Consider the following 13,097-nt stretch of genomic DNA (forward strand, 5'->3'; position numbering starts at 1 on the left):
ACCGTGCTGGAACTCGGCTGCGGCACCGGCCGCAACATCATCCTGGCTGCCCGCCGCTATCCCGATGCCCGCTTCTACGGCCTCGATATCTCGGCCGAAATGCTGGAAACGGCCGGAAAGGCGATCGATCGCGAGGGCCTGTCCGGCCGCGTCGTGCTGGCAAGGGGCGATGCCACCGATTTCGATGCCCGTGCACTCTTCGGTGTCGAACGCTTCGACCGTGTCTTCGTGTCCTATTCACTGTCGATGATCCCCGGCTGGGAAAAAACAGTATCGGCAGCGCTTGCCGCCCTGTCGCCGAACGGTTCGCTGCACATCGTCGATTTCGGCCAGCAGGAAGGCCTGCCTGGCTGGTTCCGGGCGCTGCTGCGCGGCTGGCTGAAAAAGTTCCACGTCACGCCGCGTGAATCGTTGCGCGAGGTGCTGGAATCAGAATCGCGGCGAACCGGTGCAAGCTTCCGTTTCCGCACGCTTTATCGCGGCTATGCCTGGCTGGCGGTTATCAAGATCACTTCCTGAATATTGCCGTGGGAAAGGCACATAAAGGCGAAGCAGCCACGATCCGTTGGATCAACGTTGCCTTATGACCCCGAGAGCGGTACACTATCTCACATGCATGGAAGCATGTGGTGATCATCGGCTTCAGGGATGAATGGCTGCGGGCCTTCTTCGTGGAAGACACCCATTCTCGCAACATTCCGTCCGATCTCGAAAGCCGTTTGTTCCGCAAGCTCCAGATGATTGACGACGCGATGATCGATCAGGATTTGCGTGTGCCGCCCAGCAATCATTTCGAGAAGCTGCGCGGCATTCTCGAAGGCTTCCATTCAATACGCGTCAACAAGCAATGGCGGCTGATCTTCCGCTGGGACGGCGGCCGCGGTGAGGCGTCGGACATCTATCTCGACGACCACAGCTATAGATGAGGTGAGAACATGTTGATGACCGCACGCAAGCCGGCAACGGTTGGCGAAATTCTCACGGAAGAATTCATGCAGCCGCTTGGCCTGACGCAGGCGGCTTTGGCCGAGGCGATGGGGGTCCAGCGCAAGCATGTGAACGAATTGTGCAACGACCGCCGCAACGTCACGGCGGCGACCGCGCTTATTCTGGCGCGGGTGTTCGGCAACAGCCCGGACTTCTGGTTGAACGTCCAGCGCCGCAGCGATCTTTGGCAGGTCATGAACTCGCCCGACGAGCGGGCGCGAGTTGACCGCGCCAAGCCATTGGCGACAGCTGCATAGCAAAGAGTTTGCGCCGCGCTAATGCAGCGCCTTGATCAGCGCCCCCACCATCGTCTGCGGCCGGTAGCCGAGTTTGGCAGGCGTCAGCCCCAGCCGCACCACCACCAACTGCTCCGAAGGGATGATGGCAACCGTCTGCCCGTCATGGCCTTCCATCCAATACGTGTCCTTGGGCAGGCCTGCCGCGACGCCGGCGCCGGGGTTTTCCTCATCGCCCGGGGCCTCGATCCACAACTGACCCTTGCCGTAGACCTTCGAGGCGGATGCCGGCTCGCGCATCCAGTCGACGAAACCGGTTGCCAGGATCTGGTTGCCGTTCCACACCCCGCCCTGCAGCAGGAACTGGCCGAAGCGCGCCCAGTCATGCGCGGTTGCGTAGAGATAGGACGAGCCGACGAAAGTGCCCTGCTCGTCGGTCTCTAGCACCGCGCTATGCATGCCAAGCGGCTCGAACAGGGCCGTGCGCGGCCATGTCAGCGCCTTGGCCTTGTCGCCGATCGCGTGCTGCCAGAGCCGCGACAGCATCACCGCCGTACCGCTCGAATAGGAAAACACCTTGCCGACCTCGGCCGCCAGCGGCTTTGATTCGGCAAAGCCCGCCATGTCAGGTTCGAGATAGAGCATGCGCGTGACGTCGGCGACGTCGCCATAATCCTCGTTGAACTCCAGCCCGCTCGACATCGCCATCATCTCGGCAAGGCTGATGGCGGCGCGGCCGTCCGCCTTCCACGGCGCAAACAGGTTTTTGTCGTCGAAAGCCATCTTGCCGTCCTTGACCAACGTACCGACGATGGCGGCATTCACCGTCTTCGTCATCGACCAGCCGAGCAGCGGCGTCTTGGCGGAAAAGCCCGCGCCGTAGCGCTCGGCGACGACGCGGCCATTCTTGACCACCACCACCGCCCGCATGCCGGTGCCGGTCAGCGCCGCATCGTCCAGCAGCTTGGCAACAACCGGATCCTGCGATGCCTCAACCCGCTCGCCTTCCGGCCACAGGTCGCCCATGGTGGCCGCCGACGGCTCCGCCTGGATCACAGTCCGTCGCGCCTTGCCGACATCGCCGTCCGGAACCGAAGCGCAGCCAAGCCCGTCGCGGGCGACAGCGACGCTCTTGCCGAGGAACCCGAACAGGCCGGCAGACACCGTTCCCCTGTTCTTGTCCACCGAAACACGCATTAACCGCAGCAGGGGATGCCCGGGCGCCTGCACGTCGACGGCCAGCACCTCATTGGCGTCCCGGCCGGCGATGAAGACATTCGAGCAGACGATCTTGGCCGAATAGCCGGAACCGACGCGGATCAATTCGGGCGGCGCGATGTATAGCCACGCAAACAGCGCGGCGACCGCCAGCACGATCAGACCAAGCAGCCATCTGACGATCTTGACGACGATCCGCATTTATTTCCTCCGGGCCCTGCGCGAGCCCTTATGTCATCGATTTGCCGCCATTGCTTCCGCAAATCACAATGCTTGTCGAGCGCCATCAACGGATTATCAACCATGATCGGCGATCACAGGATATGCTGAGCGATGCTGTGGGGCGATCGCTCGGAGGGGGCCCAATCACAAGCCGGCCATCAGGTATAGACCCATCAGCGACCGGCTGAATCCGGCTCGGGAATTGCGATGCGCCGTCTTGCGGGCCTCATTATGCTAGCGCTGCTTGGCGCGTGCTCGACAGTAGACGATCTCTCGCCACTGTCGCCGTCGGCGTCGAGCAGCCCGACGGTCACTGTCCGGGCGCCGCGCTTTGCCGATTCCAAGCCGCATGAATGGGAGAGCGGCGCGCCGTGGAACTATGCCGTCCACGGCACCGATGTTTCCAAATACCAGACCTCGGTCGACTGGCCGGCGGCCAAGGCCAGCGGCATCTCCTTCGCCTTCATCAAGGCGACCGAGGGCGGCGATCGCTTCGATGAATACTTCAACGAGCATTGGACCCGGACCAAAGCTGCGGGCGTTCCCCGCGCCGCCTATCACTTCTACTATTTCTGCACCCCGGCTGCCGTGCAGGCGCGCTGGTTCATCCGCAACGTCCCCGTCGATCGCTCGGCGATGCCGCCGGTCCTCGACATGGAATGGAACCCACAATCGCCGACCTGCAGGCTGCGTCCCGACGCCGCCACGGTGCGCGCGGAGATGACCACCTTCCTCGAGATCGTCGAACGCCACTACGGCAAGAAGCCGATCATCTACACCTCGGTCGACTTCTTCGACGACAACGGCCTGGCGGGGTTTCGCGGCTATCCGTACTGGCTGCGTTCTGTCGCCGGCCATCCACGTGAGAAATACGGCAGCCACCCCTTCACATTCTGGCAGTACACAGGAACCGGGATCATTCCGGGCATGACCGGCAAGGCCGACATCAACGTCTTCAACGGCAGTGAAGCCACCTGGAACAAGTGGCTGCGGCAGAACACCCGTTGACACCGGTTCAACGGCAGCACCGCCATGGATCAAATCACTCCAGCAGAGCTTCCGTTGAACCGGTGCAACGGCAGCGAGTCCGTCCGAGATAAGAAGCTCCGCAGAACACTGTTGACACCGGTGCAACGGCAGAGAAGCCGGCGGAATAAGGGGCTGCGGCACAAGAACCGTTGACACCGGGCCTGCCGCCTGCTTTTCGACACAGCCAGCGGTGAAAAGTGCAACCGCCGGCAATTCAGGGCGTTGGGCCTCCGGGGGAGCACAACAACTGCCCGCTATTCGTTTCGAGAGGAAGCTGATGCGACTGCGTTCCAAAGTCCTCGCGGCTGCGCTGACCCTGTGTGCCACGGCCTTGCCGGCGATGGCGCAGGAATGCGGCGGCGACTTCGAGACGTGGAAGCAGGGCGTCGCCGCGGAAGCCAAGGCGGCCGGCGTCGGCACTGCCGGTCTCGACGCCCTTGAAGCGGCAACCTTCGACGACAAGGTGTTGGCACGCGACCGCGCCCAGGGCGTCTTCACCCAAACCTTTGTCGAGTTTTCCAACCGCATGATCTCGGCCTATCGCCTGAAGCAAGGTGCGGCGAACATGAAGAAATACGCGGATGTCTTCGCCCGCGCCGACCAGCAGTTCGGCGTTCAGGCGCCGATCATCGCCGCCTTCTGGGCGCTGGAGACCGATTTCGGCGCCGTGCAGGGCGACTTCCACACGCTGAGCGCCCTGGTGACGCTGTCGCATGATTGCCGCCGCCCGCAACTGTTTCGGCCTCAGTTGATACCGCTTCTGCAATTGATCGATCGCGGCGTGCTGCCGGCCGATGTCAGGGGCGCCTGGGCCGGCGAGATCGGCCAGACGCAGATCCTGCCCTCAGATTATCTGGCACGCGGCGTCGACGGCGACGGCGACGGCAAGATCGACCTGCGCGGCAGCGTGCCCGATGTGATCATGACCACCGCCAACAAAGTGCTGTCGCGCGGCTGGAAACGCGACCAGCCCTGGATCCAGGAAGTCCGCGTGCCCGAAGACATGCCGTGGGACCAGACCGGTCGCACCAACAAGCTGCCGCTGTCGCAGTGGGCGCAATGGGGCGTCACCTACCCCAGCGGCGCGCCGCTGGTCGACAACGGCCTCAAGGCAGGCTTGGCGCTGCCGATGGGCCGTAAGGGGCCCGCCTTCCTAGCTTATGACAATTTCGACGTCTATCTCGAGTGGAACCAGTCCTTCACCTATGCGCTGACCGCGGCCAACCTCGCCGCCAGGTTGGCGGGAGAAAAACAGTTCGATCCGCGCAATCCCGAGACCGGCCTCAACAACGAGCAGATGAAGGCGCTGCAGACCAAGCTGGAAGCCAGGGGCTACGATGTCGGCACTGTCGACGGCATTTTGGGTACCAACACCCGCGAGGCGATCCGCAAGGAGCAGATGCGGCTAGGCTTGCCGGTGGATGGCTGGCCGACGCCGGAGCTTTTGGGGAAGCTTTAGCGAATAGCGAATAGCGAATAGCGAATAGCGAATAGCGAATAGAAGGTAGTCCTTCCTTGCTGCTGTCTCGGCAAATCTTCCCTATTCGCTACTGGCTATTCCCTATTCGCTAATCCGCCATCGTCTCCAAACTGGCAAACCCCTGCGGCGCGTCGCCCTCGTCGAACGGCGTCGTCACCTCGACGAAGGTGTCGGGGTAAAAGCCGTTGAAGCGGGTCCGCAGCGAGAGCGAATAGGCGCCGATATGGCCGATCTCGATCCAGTCGCCGGTATCGACCGTTTCCGGCAGCCAGAACGGCCGCGACAGGATGTCGACGGAATCGCAGGTCGCGCCGCAGACCTTGAACGGCACGATGTTCTTCTCCTCGCCATTGCGCGAGCGGATCGCAGGATCGGGAATGAAGCGCGCCGGCAGCGTGATCTTTCCGGTCCATGAATCCGACAGCGACGCCCAGATGCCGTCATTGATGTAGAGCCGCTTGCCCTTGCGCAGCAGCACCCGCACGATCAGCGACAGGCAGCGCGCCACGATCACGCGGCCCGGCTCGGCCACCAGCGGCATCTGGTCGAACTGATACTCTTTCAGATCGCCCGAAAGCCGCGACATGATCTGGCCGAGCGACGGCATCTCGATCTGCTTGCGGTTGGGGTCATGGCCGTATTCGGCGGGGAAACCGCCGCCGACGTCGAGCCCGGCAATATCGAAGGTCAGCCGGTTGCGCACCCAATCGGCGGAAGCCAGTGCCCGCTCATAGGTGTCGGGATCCTCGATCTGACTGCCGACATGGAAACACAGGCCAACCTTGTAGCCGGTGCGGTTCAGCCGCTCGGCCAGTTCGACGGCATAGGCCGGCCCGGCGCCGAACTTCTTCGACAGTTCGTAGGCGGCATGGCCCTTGGTCTGCACCCGCACGAACACGCTGATCGAGCCCGGATCGATATCGAGCGCCCGCACCACTCGCGTCAGCTTGGTGATCTCGTCCTCGTGATCCAGCGAAATGACGCGGATGGCGTATTTCTCCAGCGCCAGCTTGATGTCCGACTGCGCCTTGACCGGATGCATGTAGAGCATCTCGGCATCGGGAGAGACGGCACGCACGGCAGCGAACTCGCCCGGCGACGCGACGTCGAAAGCCTTGACGCCGGCTTCGACCAGGGTCTTCAGCACGATCTGCTCGCCATTGGTCTTGACCGCATAGGCGGTCTTGCCCGGGAACATGCCCATGAACTGCCTGGCATCCGCCATCAGCACCTGCGGGCGGAAGCAATAGACCGGATCGTCCGGGCGAAGCGCCAGTGCCGCCTCGCGGGCATTCTCGAATCGCTGCATCGACGAATCCTTGATCTAGCCTGCGCACAATTAATCCAAGCTAGCGGCTAATGAAAACAATTCTGTGTCTCGTACGGCTGACGCTGGGGCGCTAGGTCTTGGCGGCAGGCGTTTGCCATCAATCACGTTTCGGGTGGCCCTTGTCGCCGAACCGGATATGGCTTCTGCCTGACTGGCATACGTCTGGGAGGGCGACTCACATGGCAATGGCCGCGACATCCGCACCACGCGGGCCGATGGTGCTCAAGGATTGGGGGCAACTCCTGCTGCTCGGCGCGATCTGGGGCGGCTCGTTCTTCTTCGCGCGCATCGCGGTGGCGGAGCTCCCCCCGCTGGTGCTGGTGCTGTTTCGCGTCGCCATTGCCGCGATTGCGCTGCAGATCTATCTCGGTCTGCGTGGCCCGTCCTTTCGCCTCGCGCTTCCGCATGCCGGCCTGTTCTTCCTGCTGGCGCTCACCAACAATGTCGTGCCCTTCTCGCTGATCTTCGCCGGCCAGACGGAGCTCGGAGCCGGCATCGCCTCGGTGCTCAACGCGACAACGCCGTTCTGGACGTTGATCCTCGCCAACGCGCTGACATCGGACGAAAAGCTGTCCTGGAACAAGCTCGCCGGCATTGCGCTCGGCATCGCCGGCACGGCTGTCATGATCGGCCCCGGCCTGCTTGCCGGGCTCGGCGGCTCGGTCTGGGCCAAATTCGCGCTGATCGGGGCTTCGCTGTCCTATGCCGTCGCGCTGATGGTTGCCCGCCGCTTCAGGGGCGTGCCCTCGCCGATCATCGCCACCGGACAGTTGACGGCATCGACCATCATCATGATCCCGATCGTGCTCTTCACCTACGGTCCATCCGGCCTGTTCTCGGCCTCGCCGCCGGTCTGGGCGGCGGTGCTGGCACTGGCGCTGCTGTCGACCGCCTTCGCCTACATCCTCTATTTCAACCTCGTCGCCTCGGCCGGCGCCACCAATGCCTCGCTGGTCACGCTTGTCGTACCGGCCAGCGCGATGCTGCTCGGCTTCCTGTTCCTTGGCGAGCGGCTGGAACTGTTCGAAATCGGCGGCGTGGTGCTGATCGCGCTCGGCCTCGTCACCATTGACGGGCGGTTGTTCGGCCGACGTTAGAGCGCCGCGCGTCCACTGGACGCGCAAAGGATGCTCTAACCACCCAATTGCCCCCCGCATCGCGAAAGTTGAATTCGGCTTCCGCAGCGGTAGCGCTGCCATGACACGGCAGCGACACGAGTCGGCCACATTTTATTCACAGGCCTGAAGCCGGTTTTTGCTTAGGAGTTTCAAAGCCTAACGGCAAAAGACATGTCGCGGATTTCACAATCACGTCGCAATGCAGCACATTTTCCGCTTGCCTGTGGCACAAATGAACCTAGACTCCGTGACATAGCTCTTTAAGAGGAGGCTATGTCATGGGACTTACGAGGCCTATCAACGCATTGATGATCTGTGCTGCGTTCGCCTTTATCGGAGCCCTTATTATGGGCTTCCTTCCCTGACCGCCAAAGCGGGGAAGACCAGCACCCAAATAGTCCAACCAATTCAAAAGGCCGGGTTTTTCCCGGCCTTTTGTCGTTCAACCCACTCTCATGCCGCAGCTGATCCGGCGGCCGCCGCCTCGTGCGAGCGGATGCCGATCATATGACAGATGGCAAAGACCAGATCGGCGCGGTTCATGGTGTAGAAGTGGAAATCGCCGACACCGCGCTCGACAAGGTCCATCACCTGTTCGGCCGCCACCGCCGACGCCACCAGCGCATGCGTCTGCGGGTCCCGGTCGAGGCCTTCGAAACGCTCCGCCAGCCAGCCGGGCACATGCGCGCCCGCCCTCGCGGAAAAGTTCGCGACCTGCTTGAAACTGTGAACCGGCTGGATACCCGGCACGATCGGGATGTAGATGCCGGCGCGGCGGACGCGCTCGACATAGCGCTCGTAGAGATCGTTGTCGAAAAAGAACTGAGTGATGGCACGCGTCGCGCCATTGTCGACTTTGCGCTTCAGCATCTCGATGTCGGTGGCGAAATCGGGGCTTTGCGGATGTTTTTCCGGATAAGCCGCGACGGAGATGTCGAAATCAGCAATCGCCTTGAGCCCGGCGACCAGTTCCGCGCCGTTCTCGTAGCCACCGGGATGCGGCCGATACGGTCCGCCGACGCCGGAGGCCGGGTCGCCGCGCAGCGCCACGAACCGGTTGATGCCGATCGATTTGTAATCCTGGATGACCGCGTCGACCTCGTCGCGCGTTGCCCCGACACAGGTCAGATGCGCCGCTGCAGGAATACCGGTTTCCGTCAGGATGCGCTTTACAGTGCGCGCGGTGCGCTCTCGCGTCGAGCCGCCGGCGCCGTAGGTCACCGAGACGAATTTCGGCTTCAACGGCTCCAGCCTCGTCACCGTCTCCCACAGCCTCGCTTCCATCTCGTCGGTCTTCGGCGGGAAGAATTCGAAGGAAACCCTGACCTTGTCGCCAATGTCGGGGCGGCGGGAAAAGCGGAACTGGTTCATCAGGCGGTTTCCCTTATCTGCCTTGTGTCGTTGGAAGGATCGGCGATCAAGAGGCGCCGGTCGCGGCCAAGCCAGAGTTTTACGGTGAGCCTGGCCTCGTTGCCGCCACGCGGCTCGAATTCCTGACTGTCTTCAAGATCGAGGCCGGCTTCCGAAAACCAGTCGGCGATCTGCCGGTCGGAAAAGCCGAGCCGCATATGCGCGTGTTCCTCACGCAGGAATTCCAGCGCATGCGGCGCGAAATCGACGATGACCAGGCGTCCGGCCGGACGCAAAAGCCGCGCCGCCTCGTGGATGGCACGGGCGGGATCGTCGAGATAGTGCAGCACCTGATGGATGGTGACGAGATCGAAGGCATCGCGCTCGACCGGCGGTGCGAAGATGTCGCCCTGCCGAACCTGCGCGTTCGAAACGCCTGCCTTGTCCAGATTGGCGCGCGCCACGGTCAGCATCTCGCGCGACATGTCGATGCCGACACCACGCCGATAAAGCGGCGAGAAGATTTCAAGCAGCCGCCCGGTGCCGGTGCCGAGATCGAGCATCGACTGGAACGGCCGCTTGCCGACCAGTTTCAGCATTGCGGCTTCGACGGCGCGGTCCGGCACATGCAGCGATCGGATATGGTCCCAGCTTGCCGCATTCACGGAAAAATACGCGACCGCCCGGTCCTGCCGCTTGCGCTTGACCGAGGCCAGACGCTCAAGATCGCGCTCGACCTGCGGATCGGCGCCGCGAATGCCGGAAACCAGCCCCATGACGAAGTCCCGCGCGGAATCCGCATCCGACAGGCGGAAGAAGGCCCACGACCCCTCCTGGTAGCGGCCGATCAGTCCGGCCTCCAGAAGCAGCTTCAGGTGCCGCGAAACGCGCGGCTGCGACTGGCCGAGAATTTCGGTAAGATCGGAAACCGTGAGGTCACCGCGCGACAGAAGTGCCAGTATGCGCAATCGGCTGGATTCGGCCGCCGCCTTTAACGTATCCACCATAGTGTCGAGCGAGACATGCATCAGCGTATTCTCTTTGAAAAGATATAAACATATGTTTATGTCGATTTTAGCGACCTTGCAAGCGCTATGTCGCTTCCGGACAAGAAAATGCCGCTTGTGTGGCGTTTTAAGAGACGTGGACCATGACTGAAACGCGTGAGATGTTCGAGGCGCGCGAAGGCGAGCAGAGGCTGGAGAACGATCCGGCCTTGATGCCGCCTGATGGCGGGATCGTCTTCATCGGCCGCATTGCCTCGCCATGGACGACGCGCGAAACCTGCCCGAAGAACATGCGCGCCGCGCGCGAGACCGGGCAGAAGGCGGTGCTGACCATCGACACAGCCTACCGAAGTGGCCTGCAGGGGCTGGAGCGCGCCAGCCACGTCATCATCCTATCCTGGCTGCATCATGCGCCGCGGGACCTGATTGTGCAGAAACCGCGCCATGCCGCTGAAGCGAAAGGTGTATTTTCGCTGCGCTCCCCTGCCCGCCCCAACCCCATCGGGCTGCATGTGGTCCGGCTCGTCGCGCTCGACCAACGCACCGGCCGCATCGATCTCGACGCCATCGATGTGCTCGACGGCACGCCGGTCATCGACATCAAACCTTATTTCGCCTCGACCGACGCTATTGCCGAGGCGACCATCGAAGGGCGCGACGAGCCCGATCGGACCCGGCGGTGACGGCGCCGACCGGCCGCCGCCGCGCCATAGCCAAGGCGCTGACCGCTCTTCTGCCGCTGGCTCCCTATGCCGACATGGAGAAGATCCGCACCGACGCCGGCGCGGTCCACATGAAGACCTTGCCGCCGGGCATCGCCGTATGGCTGGCGACGATTGCCCATATCCGCCACATGCACACCGATTACGAGAAACTGCTGAGCGAAGGCTATGACCGCGACTCGGCGCGTTTCTTCGTCATCGAGCAGACCAACATCGTGCTCACCCGCTGGCGCGCAACCCGCCTGCTCGACGCCGACGACGAGGAGGAATGACCACGGCTACTTCCGCTTTAGCACGGCGACCGCATTGTAGGTCTGGCCATCGGCGTGGCCGACCCAAATCCAGGACAGATTGCCCTTGTAAAACCTGACGGTGATGTTGCCTCCGTCGATGCATTTGTCCCGACCGTAGGTGATGTTCTCGTGGTATTCCGCCGAAATGTCGTCCCTTGACGTCTGCGACAGCGATCCGCCGCAGCCGAGTGACGGATAGTCGATCGACGCGCTGCCATCGTTGATGGTCATGGCGATCGCCCAGTCGGCGCCGGCGTCACCCGCCGGGCTCTGGTGGCCATTGCCTACCCAGGTGCCGCTCAGCGACAGCACGTTCACCGCGCAAGGCAGGTTCTGGAAGATCGGAGTCAATTCGCCGCCGGTTTTCTCGCAGCGATAGGTCTGCCCGCCCTGGCACAATTCCTCGCCTTCGCGCGCGCACTGGGCGCGGGCGTCGCCCGCAGCGGCGAACATCATCATTGCCGCTGTGACGGCCCCAAACCTGCCCATTTTCCCCTCCCGTTCAGACCCGGAACGATACGGCAATCGCGATCGAATGTATCGGCCAGATCGTCATGGAGGCCGAACAGCGCCGGGCGGGTGGCTCTATGCCTTCTGCCCAGCGCCGCTAGCCTCTCGCCTGCGTGACAGGAGGCCCCGATGAGCCGGACAATGGCAACACAGGACGAGAAGCGACCGCCCGTCGTCGACGACCGCCATGTCGACCCGCACTCCTATCCCGAGGGGGTCGCTTTCCTCGACGGCCAATACCTGCCGATGTCGCAGGCCAAGATCTCGGTGCTGGACTGGGGTTTTCTGCATTCCGACGCCACCTACGACACCGTGCATGTCTGGAACGGCCGCTTCTTCCGCCTCGATTTGCATCTCGACCGCTTCTTCGGCGGGCTGGAAAAGCTGCGCATGACCATCCCCTTCGATCGCGACGGCGTTACCGAAATCCTGCACAATTGCGTGGCGCTGTCGGGTCATCGCGCCGCCTATGTCGAAATGCTGTGCACGCGCGGCGCCTCGCCGACTTTCAGCCGCGACCCGCGCCAGGCGGTCAACCGCTTCATGGCGTTCGCCGTGCCGTTCGGCTCGGTCGCCAATGCCGAGCAGTTGCAGCGCGGCCTGCGTGTCGCCATCAGCGCCAAGATGCGCATTCCGCCGGCCTCGATCGACCCGGCGATCAAGAACTACCACTGGCTCGATCTGGTGCGCGGCCTCTACGATGCCTATGATCGCGGCGCCGAGACCGCATTGATCCTCGACTTCAACGGCAATGTCGCCGAGGGCCCGGGCTTCAACGTCTTCTGCGTCAGGGACGGCAAGCTGTCGACGCCTTCCATTGGCGTGCTGCCGGGCATAACCCGCCGCACCGTCTTCGATCTCTGCGCCGAACAAGGTCTTGCCGCCACCGCGGCCGATGTCAGCGTCACTGCATTGCGCGAGGCCGACGAGGTCTTCATCACCTCGACCGCGGGCGGCATCATGCCGGTGACCGAGATCGACGGCGCGGCGATCGCCAACGGCAAGGTCGGACCGATCACCAGCCGGCTGATGGCGCTCTATTGGGAGAAGCACGAGGATCCGGCGTGGTCGTCTCAGGTGAATTATCCCTGATAATTCAGGCGTCTTTTTCGAAAGATTCCGGTCGCCTCTGGAAAATCAGAGGACGGACCGTATATGCCCGAAAGCGGAGAGGCCTCCGCTTTCACGCAAAATCACGCCCGCAGGGGCAAGGTCTCCAAGATCATGACATCAAAGGTTTGGTTCATCACCGGATCGTCGAAGGGCTTTGGTCGCGTCTGGGCCGAGGCTGCACTCGCGCGCGGCGACAGCGTCGCGGCCACCGCCCGCGATGCCGGCACGCTCGCCGATCTCGTCGAGAAATACGGCGACAGGATTGCCGCGATAAAGCTCGACGTCACCGACAAGAAAGCCGTCGATGCCGCAGTCGCCGAGGCGCACAAGCGTTTTGGCCGGCTCGACGTCGTCGTCAACAATGCCGGCTACGGCCATTTCGGCGCCATCGAGGAGGTCAGCGAACAGGAAGCTCGCGACCAGATCGAAACCAATGTCTTCGGCGCGCTGTGGGTCACTCAGGCCGCACTGCCGATCATGCG

At 62.9% G+C, this 13,097-nt stretch carries 15 protein-coding genes; 10 read left to right on the forward strand and 5 right to left on the reverse strand.

Annotated elements, in window-relative coordinates; translation table 11 throughout:
• The 3 genes from EN939_RS05250 to EN939_RS05260 form a co-directional block, all read left to right on the forward strand.
• On the forward strand, window positions 1-519 hold a 519-nt coding region (locus EN939_RS05250; RefSeq protein ID WP_164750885.1), incomplete at its 5' end, for a class I SAM-dependent methyltransferase.
• 110 nt (window positions 520-629) lie between these two features.
• Window positions 630-926: a type II toxin-antitoxin system RelE/ParE family toxin gene (locus EN939_RS05255; RefSeq protein WP_127267190.1), complete on the forward strand. Its 297-nt coding sequence runs from the start codon at window positions 630-632 to the stop codon at window positions 924-926.
• Window positions 927-935: 9 nt separating this feature from the next.
• Window positions 936-1,244: a HigA family addiction module antitoxin gene (locus EN939_RS05260; RefSeq protein WP_023813159.1), complete on the forward strand. Its 309-nt coding sequence runs from the start codon at window positions 936-938 to the stop codon at window positions 1,242-1,244.
• Between the two features lie 18 nt (window positions 1,245-1,262).
• Here EN939_RS05260 and EN939_RS05265 read toward each other — a convergent pair whose 3' ends face one another.
• Entirely contained in the window at window positions 1,263-2,642 is a 1,380-nt protein-coding gene (locus tag EN939_RS05265; RefSeq protein ID WP_127267191.1) for a serine hydrolase domain-containing protein, read from the reverse strand.
• A gap of 228 nt (window positions 2,643-2,870) precedes the next feature.
• Between EN939_RS05265 and EN939_RS05270 the strand changes: the two genes are divergently transcribed.
• Window positions 2,871-3,671 carry a glycoside hydrolase family 25 protein gene (locus EN939_RS05270; protein ID WP_023813161.1) on the forward strand — a complete coding sequence of 267 codons (801 nt, stop codon included), beginning with the start codon at window positions 2,871-2,873 and terminating at the stop codon, window positions 3,669-3,671.
• A gap of 298 nt (window positions 3,672-3,969) precedes the next feature.
• A complete protein-coding gene (locus EN939_RS05275) occupies window positions 3,970-5,151 on the forward strand; it encodes a lytic murein transglycosylase (protein ID WP_023813162.1) in 1,182 nt (393 codons plus the stop codon).
• A 109-nt stretch (window positions 5,152-5,260) separates the two neighbouring features.
• On the opposite strand, the gene EN939_RS05280 is transcribed toward EN939_RS05275, so the two are convergent.
• Window positions 5,261-6,481 (reverse strand): alanine racemase, encoded by a 1,221-nt coding sequence (locus EN939_RS05280; RefSeq protein ID WP_013530936.1) that lies wholly within the window; start codon window positions 6,479-6,481, stop codon window positions 5,261-5,263.
• 200 nt (window positions 6,482-6,681) lie between these two features.
• Between EN939_RS05280 and EN939_RS05285 the strand changes: the two genes are divergently transcribed.
• Window positions 6,682-7,599, forward strand: a complete 918-nt coding sequence (locus EN939_RS05285; protein WP_127267192.1) for a DMT family transporter — start codon at window positions 6,682-6,684, stop codon at window positions 7,597-7,599.
• Between the two features lie 474 nt (window positions 7,600-8,073).
• On the opposite strand, the gene metF is transcribed toward EN939_RS05285, so the two are convergent.
• Window positions 8,074-8,991, reverse strand: a complete 918-nt coding sequence (gene metF, locus EN939_RS05290) for a methylenetetrahydrofolate reductase [NAD(P)H] (RefSeq protein WP_023813165.1) — start codon at window positions 8,989-8,991, stop codon at window positions 8,074-8,076.
• Window positions 8,991-9,998, reverse strand: a complete 1,008-nt coding sequence (locus EN939_RS05295) for an ArsR/SmtB family transcription factor (RefSeq protein ID WP_023813166.1) — start codon at window positions 9,996-9,998, stop codon at window positions 8,991-8,993. The genes metF and EN939_RS05295 overlap by 1 nt, the downstream gene beginning before the upstream one ends.
• Before the next feature lie 122 nt (window positions 9,999-10,120).
• Between EN939_RS05295 and tsaA the strand changes: the two genes are divergently transcribed.
• Together tsaA and EN939_RS05305 are read left to right on the forward strand one after the other, a co-directional pair.
• Window positions 10,121-10,660: a tRNA (N6-threonylcarbamoyladenosine(37)-N6)-methyltransferase TrmO gene (gene tsaA, locus EN939_RS05300; RefSeq protein WP_023813167.1), complete on the forward strand. Its 540-nt coding sequence runs from the start codon at window positions 10,121-10,123 to the stop codon at window positions 10,658-10,660.
• Complete coding sequence (locus tag EN939_RS05305; RefSeq protein WP_127260329.1) at window positions 10,657-10,971, forward strand: DUF2293 domain-containing protein; 315 nt, start codon at window positions 10,657-10,659, stop codon at window positions 10,969-10,971. Before tsaA ends, EN939_RS05305 begins: the two co-directional genes overlap by 4 nt.
• Window positions 10,972-10,977: 6 nt before the next feature.
• Here the strand turns inward: EN939_RS05305 and EN939_RS05310 are convergent, their stop codons facing one another.
• The gene (locus tag EN939_RS05310) at window positions 10,978-11,481 is read right to left on the reverse strand and encodes a hypothetical protein (RefSeq protein ID WP_127267193.1); all 504 of its coding nucleotides are present in this window, start codon (window positions 11,479-11,481) and stop codon (window positions 10,978-10,980) included.
• Between the two features lie 150 nt (window positions 11,482-11,631).
• Between EN939_RS05310 and EN939_RS05315 the strand changes: the two genes are divergently transcribed.
• The gene (locus tag EN939_RS05315) at window positions 11,632-12,594 is read left to right on the forward strand and encodes a D-amino acid aminotransferase (RefSeq protein WP_127267194.1); all 963 of its coding nucleotides are present in this window, start codon (window positions 11,632-11,634) and stop codon (window positions 12,592-12,594) included.
• A 132-nt stretch (window positions 12,595-12,726) separates the two neighbouring features.
• Window positions 12,727-13,097, forward strand: a 371-nt coding sequence (locus tag EN939_RS05320; RefSeq protein WP_127267195.1) for an SDR family NAD(P)-dependent oxidoreductase, incomplete at its 3' end; no start/stop codon positions are given.

Origin of the sequence: Mesorhizobium sp. M7A.F.Ca.CA.002.05.1.1 (genome assembly GCF_003998335.1) — a bacterium.
Classification (GTDB): Bacteria; Pseudomonadota; Alphaproteobacteria; order Rhizobiales; family Rhizobiaceae; genus Mesorhizobium.

Coding starts and splice junctions, on each gene's coding strand:
- EN939_RS05260 (WP_023813159.1), top strand. CDS start 936: ATGTTGATGACCGCACGCAAGCCGGCAACGGTTGGCGAAATTCTCACG.
- EN939_RS05265 (WP_127267191.1), bottom strand. CDS start 2,642: ATGCGGATCGTCGTCAAGATCGTCAGATGGCTGCTTGGTCTGATCGTG.
- EN939_RS05270 (WP_023813161.1), top strand. CDS start 2,871: ATGCGCCGTCTTGCGGGCCTCATTATGCTAGCGCTGCTTGGCGCGTGC.
- EN939_RS05275 (WP_023813162.1), top strand. CDS start 3,970: ATGCGACTGCGTTCCAAAGTCCTCGCGGCTGCGCTGACCCTGTGTGCC.
- EN939_RS05280 (WP_013530936.1), bottom strand. CDS start 6,481: ATGCAGCGATTCGAGAATGCCCGCGAGGCGGCACTGGCGCTTCGCCCG.
- EN939_RS05285 (WP_127267192.1), top strand. CDS start 6,682: ATGGCAATGGCCGCGACATCCGCACCACGCGGGCCGATGGTGCTCAAG.
- metF (WP_023813165.1), bottom strand. CDS start 8,991: ATGAACCAGTTCCGCTTTTCCCGCCGCCCCGACATTGGCGACAAGGTC.
- EN939_RS05295 (WP_023813166.1), bottom strand. CDS start 9,998: ATGCATGTCTCGCTCGACACTATGGTGGATACGTTAAAGGCGGCGGCC.
- tsaA (WP_023813167.1), top strand. CDS start 10,121: ATGACTGAAACGCGTGAGATGTTCGAGGCGCGCGAAGGCGAGCAGAGG.
- EN939_RS05310 (WP_127267193.1), bottom strand. CDS start 11,481: ATGGGCAGGTTTGGGGCCGTCACAGCGGCAATGATGATGTTCGCCGCT.
- EN939_RS05315 (WP_127267194.1), top strand. CDS start 11,632: ATGAGCCGGACAATGGCAACACAGGACGAGAAGCGACCGCCCGTCGTC.